Annotated in this window: 14 protein-coding genes and 2 pseudogenes; 10 read left to right on the forward strand and 6 right to left on the reverse strand. The window is 64.5% G+C overall.

What is annotated here, in order from left to right; genetic code table 11:
• Positions 1-10: 10 nt before the first annotated feature.
• The 4 genes from QOC76_RS20160 to QOC76_RS20175 all read right to left on the reverse strand — a co-directional run bounded on the left by QOC76_RS20160 (position 11) and on the right by QOC76_RS20175 (position 4,849).
• The gene (locus tag QOC76_RS20160; protein ID WP_526359645.1) at positions 11-1,162 is read right to left on the reverse strand and encodes an LLM class flavin-dependent oxidoreductase; all 1,152 of its coding nucleotides are present in this window, start codon (positions 1,160-1,162) and stop codon (positions 11-13) included.
• Positions 1,163-1,182: 20 nt separating this feature from the next.
• A complete protein-coding gene (locus tag QOC76_RS20165) occupies positions 1,183-1,938 on the reverse strand; it encodes an alpha/beta fold hydrolase (protein WP_526359647.1) in 756 nt (251 codons plus the stop codon).
• Positions 1,939-2,295: 357 nt separating this feature from the next.
• Positions 2,296-2,982: a TetR/AcrR family transcriptional regulator gene (locus QOC76_RS20170; protein WP_526359649.1), complete on the reverse strand. Its 687-nt coding sequence runs from the start codon at positions 2,980-2,982 to the stop codon at positions 2,296-2,298.
• Between the two features lie 223 nt (positions 2,983-3,205).
• Complete coding sequence (locus QOC76_RS20175) at positions 3,206-4,849, reverse strand: GMC family oxidoreductase (protein WP_526359651.1); 1,644 nt, start codon at positions 4,847-4,849, stop codon at positions 3,206-3,208.
• A 66-nt stretch (positions 4,850-4,915) separates the two neighbouring features.
• Between QOC76_RS20175 and QOC76_RS20180 the strand changes: the two genes are divergently transcribed.
• Genes QOC76_RS20180 through QOC76_RS20195 form a run of 4 tightly spaced genes read left to right on the forward strand, consistent with a single transcriptional unit; the run spans position 4,916 to position 8,697 of the window.
• Positions 4,916-6,577 (forward strand): AMP-binding protein, encoded by a 1,662-nt coding sequence (locus QOC76_RS20180; protein ID WP_526359653.1) that lies wholly within the window; start codon positions 4,916-4,918, stop codon positions 6,575-6,577.
• Positions 6,578-6,605: 28 nt separating this feature from the next.
• Positions 6,606-7,196: a VOC family protein gene (locus QOC76_RS20185; RefSeq protein WP_526359655.1), complete on the forward strand. Its 591-nt coding sequence runs from the start codon at positions 6,606-6,608 to the stop codon at positions 7,194-7,196.
• A gap of 2 nt (positions 7,197-7,198) precedes the next feature.
• Complete coding sequence (locus QOC76_RS20190; protein ID WP_526359657.1) at positions 7,199-7,462, forward strand: hypothetical protein; 264 nt, start codon at positions 7,199-7,201, stop codon at positions 7,460-7,462.
• On the forward strand, positions 7,459-8,697 hold the full coding sequence (locus QOC76_RS20195; protein WP_526359659.1) for an alpha/beta fold hydrolase: 1,239 nt from the start codon (positions 7,459-7,461) through the stop codon (positions 8,695-8,697). Before QOC76_RS20190 ends, QOC76_RS20195 begins: the two co-directional genes overlap by 4 nt.
• Before the next feature lie 38 nt (positions 8,698-8,735).
• Here QOC76_RS20195 and QOC76_RS20200 read toward each other — a convergent pair whose 3' ends face one another.
• Complete coding sequence (locus QOC76_RS20200; RefSeq protein WP_526359662.1) at positions 8,736-9,257, reverse strand: hypothetical protein; 522 nt, start codon at positions 9,255-9,257, stop codon at positions 8,736-8,738.
• A gap of 278 nt (positions 9,258-9,535) precedes the next feature.
• Between QOC76_RS20200 and QOC76_RS20205 the strand changes: the two genes are divergently transcribed.
• From QOC76_RS20205 to QOC76_RS20220, 4 genes are all read left to right on the forward strand, one after another.
• The gene (locus QOC76_RS20205) at positions 9,536-10,114 is read left to right on the forward strand and encodes an NADPH-dependent FMN reductase (RefSeq protein ID WP_526359664.1); all 579 of its coding nucleotides are present in this window, start codon (positions 9,536-9,538) and stop codon (positions 10,112-10,114) included.
• Positions 10,115-10,194: 80 nt separating this feature from the next.
• A complete protein-coding gene (locus QOC76_RS20210; RefSeq protein WP_526359666.1) occupies positions 10,195-11,304 on the forward strand; it encodes a 3,4-dihydroxy-2-butanone-4-phosphate synthase in 1,110 nt (369 codons plus the stop codon).
• Between the two features lie 405 nt (positions 11,305-11,709).
• The gene (locus QOC76_RS20215) at positions 11,710-12,882 is read left to right on the forward strand and encodes an acyl-CoA dehydrogenase family protein (RefSeq protein WP_526359668.1); all 1,173 of its coding nucleotides are present in this window, start codon (positions 11,710-11,712) and stop codon (positions 12,880-12,882) included.
• Positions 12,879-13,934 (forward strand): acyl-CoA dehydrogenase family protein, encoded by a 1,056-nt coding sequence (locus QOC76_RS20220; protein WP_526359670.1) that lies wholly within the window; start codon positions 12,879-12,881, stop codon positions 13,932-13,934. Before QOC76_RS20215 ends, QOC76_RS20220 begins: the two co-directional genes overlap by 4 nt.
• Positions 13,935-14,640: 706 nt before the next feature.
• Here the strand turns inward: QOC76_RS20220 and QOC76_RS20225 are convergent.
• Positions 14,641-15,100 (reverse strand): annotated as a pseudogene (locus QOC76_RS20225) (CAP domain-containing protein); the annotation flags it as partial.
• Positions 15,101-15,311: 211 nt separating this feature from the next.
• Here QOC76_RS20225 and QOC76_RS20230 point away from each other — a divergent pair.
• Together QOC76_RS20230 and QOC76_RS20235 are read left to right on the forward strand one after the other, a co-directional pair.
• Positions 15,312-15,704, forward strand: a pseudogene (locus tag QOC76_RS20230) (hypothetical protein); the annotation flags it as partial.
• Positions 15,620-16,765 carry an LLM class flavin-dependent oxidoreductase gene (locus QOC76_RS20235; protein ID WP_526359672.1) on the forward strand — a complete coding sequence of 382 codons (1,146 nt, stop codon included), beginning with the start codon at positions 15,620-15,622 and terminating at the stop codon, positions 16,763-16,765. The pseudogene QOC76_RS20230 and the gene QOC76_RS20235, both read left to right, overlap by 85 nt.
• Positions 16,766-17,435: the final 670 nt, after the last annotated feature.

A 17,435-nucleotide genomic window follows, 5' to 3' on the forward strand; every position in this document is an offset into this window, starting at 1 on the left:
CTTCGGCGTTTTAGGCGTAGGCCTTTTCGGACTCGTCTCGGTCGACCTTGGCCGTGCGGTTGCGGAACTTGGGGAATAGCTCTTTGGCGATCCGCGCGATGTTGGCCTTGGTCCTGTCGTCGCTGAGGCCGCCGAGGTGGACGTGCATCACCAGATGCTCGAAGCCCAGCAGATCGTGCGCCTCCTCGAGCATCCCGATGACGGTTTCGGGGCTTCCGACCAGCGCCGTGCGATCATCGACGATCGACCGGAAGTCACGCGACTTGCCCAGGTCCCCCCGGGTGGACAGCACCCGCTCCAGGGTGGATTCCGTCATGTAGTTCGGCGGGAACAGGCGGTGCATCGGGTTCGGGAATAGCTCGTTGAAATAGAGGTCCATGTGGGGCCAGAACTCGTCTTCGGCCTGAGCGTCACTGTCGGCGATGTAGATAGTCGGCGAGTACCCGAGCCGCTTCGACGGGTTCGGCCGCCCGAATTCACTCGACGCTGCCCGGTAGTCGTCGAAGATCTTGATCACGCTGGGCAACGGGGAGAACACTTGAACATAGGTGTAGCCGCGCTCGGCGGCCCAGACCACCGTTTCGCCGCTACCGGTCGACGGCGACCAGATCTCGGGGTGCGGCGACTGGAAGGGCCGGGGCCAGGGGTTGGCGTGGCGGTAGTTGAAGTACTCGCCCTCAAAGGCGAACGGGCCCTCCTTGGTCCACGCCTGCACGATGACGTCGTGGGCCTCGCGGAAACGTTCCCGCGACTCCGCCGGATTGAGGCCGAGGCTGTGGTATTCCGCGCCAATGCCGCGCACGAATCCGCTGATGATCCGTCCGCCGCTGATGACGTCGAGCATGGCTAGCTCCTCGGCGATCCGCAGCGGATTCATCCGCAGCGGCAAGGCGTTGCCCAGGATGGCGATCTTCGTGTTCTGGGTGCGTTGGACGAGCATCGCCGCGATCAGGTTGGGTGACGGCATCATGCCGTAGGTCGTCTGATGATGTTCGTTGACGCACACGCCGTCGAAGCCCTGATCGGCGGCATACACCAGTTGATCGATGTAGCTGGTGTAGAGCTGCTGGCCCCAGACCGGGTCGAAGTTGCGGTTGGGATAGGTCACCCAGCCCGACTGGTACTTCTCCTGAAAGCCCTCTTCGAGATTGGGGTAGGGCATGAGGTGAAACGCATAAAACTTCAACGTCCGCTCTCTTTCTGTGCCAGGAATTCGCCGGCCAGGGCGGCGAAGAGTTCGGGTTGGTCACTTAGCGGGTCATGCCCGGCGCCGGCGATCAGCTCAAGGCGCGCATCGGGGATCATCTCAGCGAACAAGTTGCCGTGGGTTGATGGCACCACCCGATCGGCGTCACCCCACAGCACCAGCGTCGGGCAACTCATAGCCTGCACCCGCGTCTCCAGACTCAAATCGCACAGATATGGGTTCCACGCGAAACGGGCGAGCGATCCCACGTTGCGACGATCCGCCGGCGTGCTCCAGTCCGTAGGCGCATTCGCCATATCCGCGTACACCAGGTTCAGCACGTCTTCGCGCGGCCGGTCGAACAGGTCATTGCGGCTCTCGCCCTTGATCCGCAGACCCAGCGGAGCGACGAGCACCAGCCGCGCGGGCTGCGCGATGAGCGCAAGCTCGGCGGCCAGCCATCCACCGAACGACTGGCCGATCAGCGGCAGCCCCAGCAGGCCGGCGTCGCGCATCGCGACCTTGAGGACCGATGCCAGTTCATCGACCCGGCGGATGCCGCCTTCGACGTCGGCGCCCTCGAACCCAGGCAACCGCAACAGGTGAACCCGGAAGTTCGCCGACAACGCGTCCAAACCGGCTGTCCAGTAGGGGCCCACGAAACCCGGCAGCACGACCACATCGGGGCCTGTCCCGCTGACCCGAACCTTCAGGTCCTTCGCCGTTAGCCGAGACTTCTCAGCGATTACCATGCGCAGCCTCCCTCCACACCGCGTTAATCAACATCAGTGATGAACATACAACGTCGATGTCGACTAGGGCAAGTTCACATGGACACCAGATATGAAGCCGGTCGCGCTGCGCAGACACACCGGCGCGGTCCGCGCGCGGCCAGGCAACCGTCGTCGCCGCGCCTCGGCCGGATGCCCGGGCACGCTGATGCTTTCGCCCGTTTCGCAAGGGCCGCGTTGTGCTTCCCACGTGACCGGGCTGGCTTCCCAGCGGTCAGGATTCTGGGATCAGGAACGGTGCAGTGGCGTCGGATCCGCGCAACGCCTTCGGGGCAGTCGGCGGGACGCGATCGTCCCCGACGTATCGAATGAACGCGCTTAGTCAGGCAGGCCCCGTTTGTGGCGGTCAATGAGGGCGGCGCCCTCGCGGATCAGATCGAGCCCGCGTTCGAGTGGACTTCCGCCGCGGCGATCGACACAGAGGATTCCATGCAGCAGCAAATCCGCCGTTGACTTCGTGAAGTCCCGCGGTGACTCTTTGAGGTTTGCCACGTACTGCCAATTCAACGATGACAACGCCGACACGATCGACAGCGCGGCCGTCTCCTCGTCTACCGGCCGGACGTGGCCCTGCTCGATCCCGTCGTGGATTACCTCAACGAGGAGGCGGAAAAAATTCATCCGCGACGCTGTGTCGCGTTCGGATGCTTCTGCGGGAAGGGCGGGGCCATCGCGCAGGACAACGCGAATCCAGGCGGGATTGTCCACCACAAACCGCCCGAAGGTAGTGACGATGGTGGTGAGGCGCTCGGTGGGGTCACCCGGCACGCCGCGTAGCTCCTCGATCAGGTGATTTCGTTGCTCGGTGAGGCGGTCGACGCCGGCGGCCAGGATCTGCTCTCGGCCGTTGAAGTAGTGGTAGAGCGAGGGGCGTGCGACCCCGAGTGATTCAGCGATGTCGGCGAGGCTTGTCTGGTTGAAACCCTTGATATCAAACAGCTCACCGGCAGCATTGATGATCGCCTCCTCCATGCGGCCGTATCGCGGCCCGCGTGCTTCGGCCATCGCCACCCCTTTCCGCCGGGACGACTTACGCGAAGCCCTCGGTCTTTGCCGACTGTCAGCCGCCCGCATCAGCGTCGAGCGCTGGCTGACAGCAGCATAGTGGCCGGGCCGGGGTTCTCCAGGGACCGGCGTCACCGGACCCCATCCTCGCCTCGGCGGCAGACGCCGCGTCTCCTGTCACGTGCGGTCGCAGGGCGGATACCCGCCAGTCATGGCTTCACCATCACAGGCCTGGGGTGCTTGCCGGATCGAGCGGGTTGTTCAGCATCAGGTCAACGCCGCGTTCAGCCAGCATGATTGTGGGGGCATTGGTGTTCCCGCTGGTAATGGTCGGAAAGACCGACGCATCGACCACGCGAAGCCCTTCGGCGCCGCGGACGCGGAGTTGGGGATCGACAACTGATCGATCGTCAGAGCCCATCCGGCACGTTCCGACCGGGTGATAGGGCCTAAACGCGTTGGCTTTGAGGAATTCCGCCCATTCTCGGTCGGTTTGTACCTGCTCTCCTGGTATCTCCTCGGCCGTGACTTTGGCTTTCATGGCCGGCGTCGCCATGATGTCGCGGGCTTGGCGACACACGCGTACGAGGTTGTCTAAATCCTCTGTACAACCGAACATTTCGTGCTCGATCATTGGCCCGGCCGCGGGGTCAGCCGAGGCGAGCCGGAGCCGACCCCTGCTTGTGGGATGGACGTGGCTTGGGTAGAGAGTCAGGCCGTGGGGAACGATGGCGAGGTCGTGAATATCGTGGACGGCATCGGGATTGGCGAAGGACAGGCCCACAGGGATGAAGATGATCTCGGTCTCGGTGGCATAGTCGCCGTCGATCTGATCGAACACGATTGCGGCGGCACCCCCCTGAGTGAGGGCGCCACGACCGTGCAGCACGAAGTCGACGAAGTGCCTGACTGCCCTGAGCGGTGTGGTCTCTTCGGCGAGGGTTCCCGCTCGCGTCCGATACATCAGCATTCCGTAGGCGTGGTCTTGCAGATTCTGCCCTACGTGGGGCGCATCGACGACGACATCTATTCCGTGTGAACGTAATTGGCCGGCAGAGCCGATACCGGAAAGCATCAGCAACTTCGGTGTCGCCAACGCTCCGGCGCTGAGTACGACTTCGGCGCGGACCCGGGCCTGCCCGCTGCCGCGCCGATCCTGGTACTGCACGCCCACAGCACGGTTGCCCTCGAACAGGACCCGTGTCACCACCGTTCGCGTCTTGATAGTGAGGTTGGGCCGCCGGCGTACCGGCGCCAGGTAGCCGCGAGCAGTGCTGCTGCGGAACCCGCGACGCTGAGATGCCTGTGCCAGCGACACACCCCGCTGGGCCTGCCCGTTATAGTCGGGGTTGACCGGATGACCGGAGCTGTGCGCCGCCTCCAGAAAATCATCGAGGACCTCGAGTTTGATGCTCGACCGAGACACCCCGATCGGTCCATCACTTCCGCGGTAGGAGTCACCGCCGTCGGCGAAGGTCTCGGCGCGCTTGAAATACGGCAGCACGTCATCGAAACCCCAACCCGGACAACCCTGGTCACGCCACCCGTCGTAGTCGGAACGCTCCCCCCTGACCCACAACATCATGTTGACCGAGCTGCCTCCGCCGAGCACCTTGCCGCCGGCCCACTGTTCGATCATCCCGTTGCGCGACGCATCAGGCGTCGCGGGGTAGCCCCAGTCGAACCGCGCTGGCAGCTTGGCGATCCCGGCGGGAATCCGGATCAGGGGATGGCGGTCCCAGCCGCCTGCCTCCAGCAAAAGCACCCGAACATCTGGATTGGCCGAGAGGCGATTGGCCAAGACGCACCCCGCGGAGCCGCCGCCGACGATGACGTAGTCCCACTCATTCACGGGTCGGACCACCATCAGTCACCCTCGGGCTCAAGCATAAACCTTGACCTCTTGAACATCGATGTAGCATAATCGACACTGATGACGATCGCAAGCATGTCACCTGGGTCCACGTTGCCCAATGGTCACTCCCTCGCTGACGTCCCGGCCTTCCGCGCCGCGGGCGGCTGGGCCACCGAGACCCTCGCCACCGAGCTGCGCCGCCACGCCGGCACCTACGGCGACAAGCTCGCCGTGGCCTCGATGGACGCATCAATTACCTACGCCGAGCTCGACGAGTCCGCTGACCGATTGGCGGCGAGTCTGGTCGGGTTGGGGCTTCGCCCGGGCGACCCGGCGGTGTTCCAGCTCGGCAATGAAGTGGAAACCGTCGTCGCGCTGTTCGGCGTGCTCAAGGCGGGGCTCACACCGGTGTGCGCCATCCCCAATCACGGTGCCTACGAAATCGGTCACATCGTGGCGGCCACACAGGCCAAGCTGCACCTGTTCCAAACGGATTACCGAAGCTACGACCTGCAGTCGTTGAGTCGTGAAATTTCGGCCGGTTCCACCCTGACAGCGCGGGTCGCCGTCAGAGGTCGCGGCAAAGACGGTGCGCTTTCGATGCACGAGCTGATCCGCCAGTCTGACCCCGATGTGAGCCGGGCAACCGTCGATGCGCTGCAGGCCACCCTGGACCCGGACAGCACAGCGGTGTATCAGCTTTCCGGCGGCACCACTGGTGTGCCGAAAGTGATCGCGCACCCGCAACCGGCCTACAGTGCGCTGGCTCGCCACTGGGCTGCCAACCTGGACTGGGACAGCGACATCGTTAGCGCCACCTTTCTGCCGGTGATGCATAACGCCGGCCTGGCGACGGCACTGCTGCCCGCGCTGCTCTCGGGAGGATCGGCGGTGATCTGCCGGTCCGCGGACCCTGCCGGTCTTGCCGATGTCATCGCCCGGCACCGCGTCAACTGGCTGCACTTCAGCATGGCCGCCTACCGTCCGCTGTTGGACTACGCCGCCCACCACGACTGCGACTTCAGCTCGGTGACCCACTTCACGTGGACCCTGATCCGGCCAGAGATGAGCGCCCGCGCAGAAGAGCTTCTCGGCGCGGTGGCCGTCGGCAGCTGCGGGATGGGCGAAGGCATCCTGCTCAGTGCTCGCCGCGACGACAGCCCACGTGTGCGCCGCGAAACCGTGGGCGCACCGATCGGACCGCTAGACCGCGTCCGTGTCTTCCGGCCGGACACCGAAGAGGAGGCCGCCGACGGCGAACTCGGCGAGCTGATCTTCAGCGGCCCCACCGTCGTGCGCAGCTACCTGTGTCCGGCCGAGGCAAACTCCACCGGGTTCACCAGTGACGGCGCGCTGCGCTCCGGTGATCTCGGCCGGGCAGTCGTCATCGACGGCCGTCGCTGCTTCACCATGGAGGGTCGCCTGAAGGACCAAATTGTTCGCGGCGGCGAGAAATTCATGGCCGAGGAACTCGAGGTTCTCCTCACCGCCCACCCCTCGATCCGTGAGGTGGCCGTCGTGGGGGTTCCCGATGCCCGACTGGGTGAGCGCGTCGGCGTGTTCGTCGTGTGCAACCCCGGGAAGCACGACCCGGGCCGCGAGGAGTTGGTGGCATTCCTGCGGGACCGGGGTGTGGCGAAATTCAAATGGCCCGAGCAGGTCGTGCACGTCGATGCGCTGCCCAAGTCGGGCATCGGGAAAGTCCAGAAGACGGTGCTGCGCAGGCAGTTGACCGCCTAAACCACTGTCGTTCTAAGGAGGATCGAGTATGAACACACCGCTTCCGTCCACGGTCGCCGGAGTCGACCACGTCGCGTACGCCACCTTCAAACCCGCCGAGACCGTCCACTTCTATCGCGATGTGTTGGGATTCCCGTTGGTGGCCACGATCACTGCGAAGGCGTGGGGACATCCCGATCAGCCCGACTTCGTGCATTTCTTCTTCGACGTCGGGGCCGGGGCGCACATCGCGTTCTTCTACTACTTCGGCGTCGAACCGCATGAGGACTTGGTCGCACCGAAGCTTCTGGCGCGGGCACGGCATTTGGCGCTGTCGGTCGAGACGGTCGAGGACCTCGATATGTACCAGCAGCGTCTCGAACAGGCCGGTATCCCGCTGCTCTACCGCACCCTGCACGAGACGATCGAATCGATCTACGTGATCGATCCGAACGGCTACTACTTCGAGATCACCCGGCGGCTGCGCCCCGTGCTCCAGATCGACATCGAAGACGCGGCACTGACGATGGATGCCCTCACCCAAGCCATCGCCGACGGGGAACCTACCCTGGCCGCCGTCTGGGCCCGCAAAGCGGCCCTCATCGAACAGGAAAGTCTCGTCCCGGCCGAAGCGGAGTGACCATGCCAACTTTGTACATCCTCGACGTCAACGAGTTCGCCTCGATCGCCAACGTCGCCCGCCAAGGCGCCGGCGTGACCGAACGCAAACTGGGGTCCTACCTAGAGTTGTCCGCCGCCGGCGAACTGACGATCGACCGGCGAGCGACCGGCGCCCGGCACGCCGTCTGGTACAGCTGCGTTGGCGGCGTGCGCGGCGGCCGGATCGTCCAGTTCGACAAGGACCAGTTGCGGGTCGTCCCCGACGACGATCTCGAACAACCGTGACCAACACCAGTACCACGCAGCCTCGGCTGCGTGATCGACCACGGATGGCCACCGGTCCCCTACCCGACCAAACGGACATCTCCCTGCACGCGCTGAAGACCGCCGACGGCCAAACGGTCCAGGGCATTCTGTTCGCCGTTCCGGGTGCCACCCGGGTAGCCACGTTGATGCATCCGCGCAGCGACGTCACCCGCCACTACCTCGTCCCCCTGCTCTTGGAGGCGGGGATCGCGGTCTGGACACAAAGCACCCGCTCGCCGGGATCGGACCTGATGCTCCTCCACGAGGAGGCCGTCACCGACTTCGCCGCCGGAATGGCGTTTCTGGCCGACCACGGCTTCGAGGAGATCGTCACGTTAGGCGTCTCCGGAGGCGGGCCGCTGCTGGCACTGTACTTGCAACAGGCCGCCCGCAGCGCCTCGGCGCGGTTATCGCACACGCCCGGCGGCAAGCCAACCGTATTGCCCGACCTCACGATGCCCCTCCCGAACCGTACAGTCTTCTTGGCGGCCCACCCTGGTCCCGGGCTCATCCTGCAGCGCTGCATCGATCCCGCGGTGGCCAGCGAGACCGATCCGTCCGTCACGGTGACGTCGCTGGACCTTTACGATCCGGCGAACGGTTTCGAGCCGTCGACGCCGGTCCGCTACCCCGAGGAATTCTTGATCGGCTACCGCCAAGCGCAATGGCAGCGCGTGGCCCGCATTGACGCCTATGCGCGCGCGCTGGTCGAGCGTCGGCAATCCGCGAAATCACGGGGTGCGACCAGCCACAATCTCGCCGATGTCCGAGCCGGACTGGTGACCGGGGTCCTAACCATCCATCGCACCGACGCCGATCCGCGGTGCGTTGATCTGTCGTTGGACCCCTCCGACCGTCCCTACGGCTCGGTGTGGGGTCGGCGCCCCGACATCACGAACTTCGGGCTGACCGGCTTCGGGCGCCTGGCAACCGCCGAGGCATGGCTCTCGACGTGGTCGGCGAACTCTTCGCGTGCCCGATTCGTCGACTGCGCAGCCGAGATCACCACGCCGACACTGTTCATCGAGTTCACCGGCGATCAGATCGCGATGCCGGCCGACTCTGCTGCGATGTTTGCCTCGATCGCATCGGATCGCAAGGACCACCAACGCATCCGCGGCACCCACTTCGGCGGAGCGGTCGCCGGACAGGAATCGATGGGCGGAGCACTGGCCGCTGAGGTGATCGTCGACTGGATGCTCAGCGTCGATTAGCACCGGTGAGTGGGCCTCCGTGCCACGCCGTCCAGGCTTTAGCAGGTAGCGACGTTCTCCGTCGTGGGCTCACAGCGAAGCACTGTGTGGCATCCCGCTGCGCACAGTGACAGGGCCGCTCTGGTGCTCAGCGGCAATCTTCTGGGTCCGTAGGCTGTGGAACACAGAACGCTGCAGTCGATGCGCGATGCATGCAGCTGCATCAGGACGGCCACGGGCGACATTCCGGACCCCGCCAGCTGCTCAGCGGCGTCGGAGGCGGGCAGCGCGGAGAAGTCGATCAACATCTCCACACCGTTGAAGTGGCGCAACAGCACGATCGTGGTTTGTGACGTCGTGATGACTCCCTCGACCCGGGCCGTACCGACCGGTAGTCGCCGGAGAAACGCAGAATCCTTGACCAGGAGTCGCTGGTGGCGCAGCCGCGACGGGAGCCACCACCATGTCCGCCAGCGGGCGAGGGGCCAACGCCGGTCCCGCGAGCCGAACGCGCGGACCAGCGTCTGCGCCCAAGACTTCTCGGTCGTCGAAATGAGCATCGCCATATTGGATGCGCGCATCAGAGATCCGACATCAAGCGTCTTGGGCTCCTGAGTCCCGCTGGCACCCGACACACACCGGAACTTGTGCTCATCATGAGTGTTGATTATGCTACATGTATGTTCATTGGAGCAAGCCTCTTGGTCGTTGCTCCCCCAATGACGCGGTGGATGCCGCTGGCCTCGGCCGTACCGTCTCCGGACTTTGAGAGACATGCGCAGGGAACTCCGCAGGCGCACCGGTGCTCCCGCGGCGAGCATCGATGAACCGTCGGGACCCGCCAAAGAAGGAGGATCCAATGTTGGTAGTGGGAATCGGTGGTACCGGTCGCCTCGGATCGACCACCGAGGTCGCCCTGCGGGTCACACTGGCCGGGCTGAAGCAATCCGGAGCAGAAGTCAAGATGTTCAGCGCTGAGGCACTGCGCTTTCCGCTCTATGACCCGCTGGACCGGTACGCCGTCCAAGCCGCAGGACCCTTTCTCGAGGCGATACAGGCGGCCGAAGGCGTCGTGCTCGCCAGCCCCGGGTACCACGGCACCGTATCGGGGCTGGTCAAGAACGCCTGCGACTACCTGGAGGAACTGTCCGCCGGACCTCGCCCCTACCTCTCGGACCGGCCCGTGGGTTGCATCGCCGTCGCCCACGGCTGGCAAGGAGCCGTCAACACCTTGCGGACCTTGCGAGATATCGTGCATTCATTGCGGGGCTGGCCCACCCCGTACGGCGCGGCCATCAACGCCACTGATCCGGTTTTCGCAGACGGCAAATGCGTCAACGCGGACGTGCGCAGAGGTCTGCTGATGATCGGTGAACAGGTCCATACCGCCGCACTCCAGCGCGCCGCGCTGCCACCACTCCAACAGCAGTGCCAATGATGCCGACAACCTGGCGTACTGGCGAATCGTGGTGGCGAGGTATTCCCACGCAGCGCTGGGGAAGACATGCGGAACCATTCATGGATAGCGTTACTCGGGCGGTCGCCGACATCGCCGCAGGACGACCCGTCGTCCTTCAGGATGAGAGTTGTGGAGGCGAGGGCCTCCTGGTTGTCGCCGCCGCATCAGCTACCACCAGCCTGATGGCGTACCTGATCCGGCACACCTCGGGCTACCTCACCGCATCGCTGACAGACGCCACCTGCGACCGGCTCAACCTGCCCCCCATGCAGGCGGCGGACACAGCACAACGGTGCCTGCGCTACACCGTGAGCGTCGATGCGCGGGAACGTGTGACGACGGGTATCTCCGCGATCGACCGCGCGATCACGGTCCGACTGCTGGCCGACAGCTCCGCAACGGCGTCGGACTTCGTTCGACCCGGCCACGTCGTGGCGATGCGCGCCCGCGAGGACGGCGTCCTTGCCCAGCCCGGACGCGCCGAAGCGTGCACCGATCTCGCCCGGCTCGGCGGGTTGCCCCCTGCCGCCGTCTCGGGGGAGATCGTCTCGGTGACCGCGCCAGCGAACATGGCCTGCGGATCTGAACTGCAGGATTTCGCCACGGCCCATGGGCTTGGCGTGGTCAGAACCTCGCAGCTCGTCGCCTACCGCAGGTACACCGAACACCTCGTGCGCCGGACCGTCGAGACCCGACTTCCCACCGCGCACGGCACCTTTAGATCCATCGGCTACACGTCCCACCCGGACCGACATGAGCACATCGCGTTGGTCGCCGGCCAGATCGGCGACGGGGTCGACGTACCCGTCGGCGTCTATCACGAGTGCCTCCGTGGTCACGTCTTCGGTGCGTACACCTGCAACTGCCACCAGTATTTGCAAGCAGGTCTCGATGAGATCGGCGGCGGACGGCGCGGAGTGGTCTTGTATTTCCGTGACGATCCGACGCAGCTGCCGCAGATCACGACGACCGATGGGCACGGATTCTGTGTTCCGTCCTCTGACACCTTGGGCAGGCTCGACCACCTTGCCGCGCAAACACTGCGAGATCTCGGCGTCCGCTCCATTAGGAATCTAGCCGCCAACCGAGACACGCTCACGGCATACGAATCCTACGGAATCCACATCCATGAACCTGTGCTCAAACACCGCAGTGTCACCGCAAGCTAACCCGAACAACACGGCAACGACGGCGCCAAGAGCACCAATGACAGGCCAGAAGAAGACGACCGACACCACAGATGCTGTGCATCGCGACCGCGGCCACCAGATCACTGGCACCGGTCTCGCCGCGTCCCATGTTTGGCAGCTGAACCAATCGAGCAAACGGAAGCACATGACAACAGCTGGCGCACGGATCGGTCGGGTTATCGTCGTCTCCGACAGAGACCGCGGTCCGCTTGCCGCTGTTGGCAGGTACATCGACGAAGACCCATTCAGTGCGATGTCGACCTCGACGGCGCTGCATCTGGCGAAGTCGACGACAGAAGCCGGCCCATCATTGGCCGCAGCGGCCGTGAGCTACGGTACGGCCACGACATCCACGCTCCCGACGAACGTTGGATCGGTCCGCTGATGCCTGGTAAACGCTCAACGCAGATCCGCACACGTCCCAAGATCAGTGTCGCTGCGACTGACCTCAGTGCTGAGGAGTTGTCGCTGCGACATGAAGTGCGCGCCTTCCTCGCTGATCGCCTTCCGCCCGGCGGCTATAGCGTCGGGCTCGGGATCGCCGCGGACAGCGACCCAGGTTTCTCCAAGGACCTGGGTTCCCGCGGCTGGCTCGGCATGACGTTGCCCACCGAGTACGGCGGAGGGGGCCGGTCGGCCGTTGAACGTCTGATTGTGGTCGAAGAGCTGCTCGCCGTCGGCGCCCCAGTGGGATGGCATTGGGTCGCCGACCGCCAATCGGGGCCCAATATTGCCGCCAACGGCACCACCGAACAAAAGGAATATTTCCTGCCGCGCATCGCCAGCGGAGAGCTGTCGTTTGCGATCGGCATGAGTGAACCCGACGCCGGGTCCGATCTGGCCGCGTTGAGAACCAAGGGCGTCGCCGTCGATGGTGGGTGGCTGCTCAACGGAAGCAAGATTTGGACTTCCGGCGCGCTGGAAGCCACCCACCTCTTGGCACTCGTCCGCACCTCCGAGGATCGCCACGGCGGGCTGACGCAGTTCATCATCGACCGCGAGACCCCAGGATTGACCGCATCACCGATCCCGTTCATCGACGGCACCCGGCACTTTTGCGAAGTGTCCTTGACCGATGTGTACATCCCCGACTCGCGCCGCCTCGGCAAAGTCGGTGCCGGGTGGGGGCAGAACACCTCCGAACTCGCCCTTGAGCGCGGCGGCGTCGACCGATGGATGTCGCTCATGCCGGTCCTCGAGCAGTGGGCGTCACACACCGGTCGGGGCGGCCCAGCGCCGCATTACGCCGATTTGGGGTCAATCGCGGCGATGTGCTGGGCGTTTCACGGTCTGTCGATGTCGATCGCGCGTGCGGTCGACCGCGGCGAGTCACCGATGACCGAGGCCGCGCTTGCCAAGGACATGGCCACTCGGTTCGAGCAGCAATGCATCGAAATAGTGCTCAGGTACTACGGCCGAGCCCCGGAATTAACCTCGCCCGATCCCTACGAGTCGCTGCTGGCCCGCGCAGTCCTGACCGGACCGTCGTGGACCATCCGCGGCGGCACCACCGAGATCCTGCGCAACATCATCGCGAAGGCACTGATCCGCTCATGACCCAAACCCCACCGCATGACAACAACTTCGCGGATCTGATCGCCGACTACGCCAGCCAGGCGTTCACCCCCGACGTGATCGCATCGATCGAAGAGCACGGCCCATCCACGGAGCTGTGGGGCACCGCCGAATCACTCGATCTGCCGCTGATCGGCATCGACGAAAACCGTGGCGGCTCCGGGGGATCAGTGCTCGACCTCATCAGTGTCATGCTTTGCGCCGGCCGCTACAGCGCACCCCTCCCCCTGGCTGAGACCAGTCTGGCCGCGTGGCTTCTCACCCAGGCCGGCATGGACGCACCACCCGGTCCGCTTACGCTGATCCCTGACCCCAGCGAACTAGCCCTGCACGCCGGCCGCCTCACCGGTCACGCCGACCGTGTGCCATGGGCGCGAGGCGCCACGGCGATTGTCGCGCTACTACCCGACGGCGCCGGCAAGCACTGCATAGTCCAGATCGACGCGACCCGTGTGAACATCACACCTGGATCCGACCTCGCCGGCATGCCCCGCGACACGCTGGACATCAACGACATTGGGGTCGAAGTCAACCCCGCTGCGATCGCGCCCGACGACGTACTACTGCGGGGAGCGTTGCTGCGTTCAGCGCAGATCGCGGGCGCCGTCGCCAGCACATTCGAGTTGACCAGCACCTACGTCGAGCAACGGACCCAGTTCGGCCGTCCCATCGGCACCTTCCAAGCCATACAGGCTCTCGTCGTCGAACTCGCCGGTGCCCGGGCGCTGACCGAACTCTGCGTCGAACGCGCCGCACTGGCGACTCACGTAGGGAAGGCATCCTTCGAGATCCTCGCCACCAAAGCGATTGCGAACCGCTACGCCGGCCTCGCAACGCGAGCTGCCCACCAGGCACACGGCGCGATCGGCATGACTCAGGAATACCCCCTCCAACTACTGACCCGGCGCCTCCACACTTGGCGAGGAGACTTCGGCGACGAAGCGAACCTCAACGCGCGCCTCGGCGCGGCCGTGCACGCAGCAGAGAGCCTTCACTCATCCATCACCGCCGCGGCATCAGAAGTGGCTGCGTAACGGTTCCGACAACCATCGGCGCCTGAGCCTACGGCCATGTCGGTGTCCGAAAGCCAGTGAGGATATGGCGTCCGTAACATCACCGATCGCGGGGGCACGCGCTGGGACATCTGAGAATCATCGGTGTTGACTTACCGGCGATTCGGGACGCTCTCTTGACGTTGCCGCCCGAACCCAGCGGGATTGCCTACCCTGAGTCGATCAATGATCGACTCAGGGCGTTCGGCGCGCAGCGGATCAATGTCCCAACGAGCTGTCGACGCTCTCGTGTGCGGTGACTTTTTTCGCAGACCCGGTGCCCGTAGCGAGCGCCGCGTCGGCGTTAGGAAAACTGTTAGCCCGGCCGAACGGTCATGTTGACCAGCTATGCCACCGCATCCGCTCTCGCTGCGGGCGGTGTGGCGGTAGTGGGCGCGGCCAGAGCGGTTGCCAACACCGCACCCGGCGAGCGTCGCAACGACCGTCTGGGGTTCATGGGTTGTCCTGTGTGCGCACACTATTACCCAGGTGCACCTTCGGCAATTCCGGTGCAACGCCAGCATCTCAAGGTCGTCGCGGCGTGGTCGAACGTGCGGGTCGTCATCACCGCGCGTCGCGCCACCAGCATGCCTGCAGCGGCCTGTCCTCCAAACCGTCGGCATGTACTGCAAAGCGCGTCGAGAGAACCAATGGCTGAGTCGCGGAACCTCAGGCGGCAGCTCTCAGCCGGGGACGCATGGATCGCGACTTCGACGGTGCGGTCGCGGCTGTTCTCCGACCACAAACCGATTTGGGTGTTGGCGCAGTTCGACATGATCGCGATGTAGTCCAGCTGGTAGCACCAGTAGTTTTTTGATCTCGAGGCCGCTGATCGCCAGTGCCGGGTTGATGGCGACGGTCTCAGATGCGACGCCTTTGTAGCCGGCGGCATTGGCGCGGTCCTGAACCGTCGATCCATCCGACCACGATGTCGTCGTCCAGAGCCGGTTGTTCAGCACATCGTCGGCGTGCCACAGCGCGACCAGCCGCAGCGGCGGGTTGATCTTCAGGTCGGTAGCGCAGTCCGCCTGGTGCTGGACCGTGTCAACGTTGGCGACGACGACGTCGTTGAGCCGCTTGGCGTCAGCGTTAGCGGCTGGCGACACGGTCAGCGCAGCCGCGGTTCCCAGCACGGCCAGAGTCGGCAGCGTAAGTGCCGCGCAGTGCGCAATATCTCTAGCTTTCAGGGGCCCTGCCACCTCACTGATCTTTGAAAACCCTTTGACCTCAGCGGTACCGGGCCATATAGTTCAAATGCATAACTTTCTACTCACAGGAATGCAACGCGCAACGTCGATCCAGACGATGGTGAGGCACGGAGAGACACAACGATGCTGAACTTAAACCTATGCGGTACACCGTGATCCAGCCGTGTGGGACGACTCATTGAAGTTTGAGACAGGCCGGTTCGGCCCCGAGAACTCCATCGGCCGTGACCGTTGGCAAAACGTTCCCTTCGCTGGCGGACCGCAATGCCGCGTCGGGATGACGTCGCCATCCTCGAAGCGATCCTCGCGTTTGCCGCGATTATCCGACGCTTCGAAATCCGCTCCGGAAGACGAATTCTGCGCTTGGCAGTTCCTTCACCATGGTGGCCGGTCGGCCCATCCGCGCCCGCGTGCACGCGCGGGAACCTGCCAATGTAAACAGAAAAGGCGCCAACGTCGATGTCTAGATTCCGGATCGGGCTCGCAACCGAGATCTTCAACGCTCGCCACTCACCCACCGCCCTGGCCCGAGCTGGTTATCTGAGCGCCCTCGCCGGCCGCATCGACTCCTTCTGGGTACCCGACCATCTAAACGCCCTGCTGCCTCGGGCGATCGCCACCCCGCAGTACCTCGGGGCGGCCAAACTCGTACCCAAGATCGACGCCTACCTCGAACCGTGGACGATGCTCGGCCATATTGCCTCGTGGAATCGCCTGGGCCGACGACGACTCGGCATTGGCGTGACCGATGCCGGCCGCCGCAACCCTGCGGTTACGGCGCAGGCGGCTGCCACCTTGCACCTTCTCACCCGCGGACGGGCGATCCTGGGCATCGGAACCGGAGAACGCGAAGGCAACCAACCCTACGGGGTGGACTGGTCCAAACCGGTGGCCCGGTTCGAAGAGGCCATTGCCACGATCCGTGCGCTGTGGGACTCGGGCGGTGAGCTCGTATCTCGCGACTCGGCGTATTTCCCGTTACACAACGCGGTGTTCGATCTTCCTCCCTTCCGTGGGAAATGGCCCGAAATCTGGATCGCTGCCCACGGTCCGCGCATGCTGCGGGCCACCGGACGCTACGCCGACGCCTGGTTCCCGGCGTTTCCCCAGCGACCATTTGAGTACCAACAACGTCTGGAGCTCGTGCGCGCGGCGGCCTCCGACGTCGGGCGAGATCCCATGTCCATCATCCCGGCTATCTGGCATTTCGTGGTCACCGGCCGCAGCCCCGGCGAGGTAGATGAAGCACTGAACTCTGACATCGCCAAATCCTTCGCGCTTAACGCCTCGGCGGATACCTGGGCTCGCCACGGCTCTCAACATCCGCTCGGCGCCGACTTCACCGGCGCGCAGGATCTGATACCGCAAACCTTGGATAAGGAGACGGTGCTGTCCTATACCGAGAAGGTTCCGGTGTCACTGTTGAAGGAAGCCTTCTTGACCGGGACAGCCGACGACGTCATCGCGCAAGCAGCGCACTGGCGCGATAACGGGGTGCGCTACATCGTCGTCGCCAACCTCAGCACACTTCAGCCGAGTCTGTACAGGGGCCTGGCCGCAAGCCTGCCGTTCGCCAAGATCCTTGGCGGACTTCGGAAGCTGTAGGGCAGCAGGAATCAAGGCGGATCCAACGCGCGACAAGCGACCCCACTTCTATTTGTGCTCAATAGGTCTGCCCCGATCCGGAGCTTTGATCTGCTGCGGCCGAGCCTTGCATTGGGCGCAGGTTGCGTCGACTCGGGCTTGCTCGCTGGGCTGATGGGCAGGATCAGCCAGGCCGCGCCTTCCTCGAGCACCCCGTGAACCGCAACAGAATGCGGTCCGGGCCGATGATTTGATGCAGGAGCTGAAGAGGCGCCGCGGTGAACATGCCGCTGGCGATGACCCAAAAATTCGAGCGGAGAGGCCTCAGTCACTCTGCGCTGCAGTCCGTCTCGGTAGGCGGGGCGGGGTGAGCCATTCGTCGGCGCGATCAAGCAAAAAGGGATCATCTCGCCTATGTGGCCGATCTGCAGTTGGGGCAGGCGTCGAAAGCGCGGGCCGAGATCATGCGCAGGACGTGTAGGCCTGTTTCGGCGTGTCAGCCCCGGGCGCGGCGCCCAGCACGTAGCTGGCCGAGGCGCCGAAACCGTCATAGTGCTCGCGGCGTAGGTTTTCGGTTGCAAGGGCCGGGGTGTAGGTAGACCGGTACGTCCAGGGCGGTGGCTCGTTCGGGGATGGACAACAACGAGGCATGGTCGAGGAATCCGGTCGCCGGCACGGACGTTCATCCGGG

The sequence above is a fragment of the Mycobacterium sp. genome (assembly GCF_032159565.1).
Taxonomy (GTDB): Bacteria; Actinomycetota; Actinomycetes; order Mycobacteriales; family Mycobacteriaceae; genus Mycobacterium.

What these genes read in the sequence shown, in the direction of transcription:
- QOC76_RS20160 (WP_526359645.1), bottom strand. Translation starts at nt 1,162, where the DNA reads ATGCCCTACCCCAATCTCGAAGAGGGCTTTCAGGAGAAGTACCAGTCG.
- QOC76_RS20165 (WP_526359647.1), bottom strand. Translation starts at nt 1,938, where the DNA reads ATGGTAATCGCTGAGAAGTCTCGGCTAACGGCGAAGGACCTGAAGGTT.
- QOC76_RS20170 (WP_526359649.1), bottom strand. Translation starts at nt 2,982, where the DNA reads ATGGCCGAAGCACGCGGGCCGCGATACGGCCGCATGGAGGAGGCGATC.
- QOC76_RS20175 (WP_526359651.1), bottom strand. Translation starts at nt 4,849, where the DNA reads ATGGTGGTCCGACCCGTGAATGAGTGGGACTACGTCATCGTCGGCGGC.
- QOC76_RS20180 (WP_526359653.1), top strand. Translation starts at nt 4,916, where the DNA reads ATGACGATCGCAAGCATGTCACCTGGGTCCACGTTGCCCAATGGTCAC.
- QOC76_RS20185 (WP_526359655.1), top strand. Translation starts at nt 6,606, where the DNA reads ATGAACACACCGCTTCCGTCCACGGTCGCCGGAGTCGACCACGTCGCG.
- QOC76_RS20190 (WP_526359657.1), top strand. Translation starts at nt 7,199, where the DNA reads ATGCCAACTTTGTACATCCTCGACGTCAACGAGTTCGCCTCGATCGCC.
- QOC76_RS20200 (WP_526359662.1), bottom strand. Translation starts at nt 9,257, where the DNA reads ATGCGCGCATCCAATATGGCGATGCTCATTTCGACGACCGAGAAGTCT.
- QOC76_RS20205 (WP_526359664.1), top strand. Translation starts at nt 9,536, where the DNA reads ATGTTGGTAGTGGGAATCGGTGGTACCGGTCGCCTCGGATCGACCACC.
- QOC76_RS20210 (WP_526359666.1), top strand. Translation starts at nt 10,195, where the DNA reads ATGGATAGCGTTACTCGGGCGGTCGCCGACATCGCCGCAGGACGACCC.
- QOC76_RS20215 (WP_526359668.1), top strand. Translation starts at nt 11,710, where the DNA reads ATGCCTGGTAAACGCTCAACGCAGATCCGCACACGTCCCAAGATCAGT.
- QOC76_RS20220 (WP_526359670.1), top strand. Translation starts at nt 12,879, where the DNA reads ATGACCCAAACCCCACCGCATGACAACAACTTCGCGGATCTGATCGCC.
- QOC76_RS20235 (WP_526359672.1), top strand. Translation starts at nt 15,620, where the DNA reads ATGTCTAGATTCCGGATCGGGCTCGCAACCGAGATCTTCAACGCTCGC.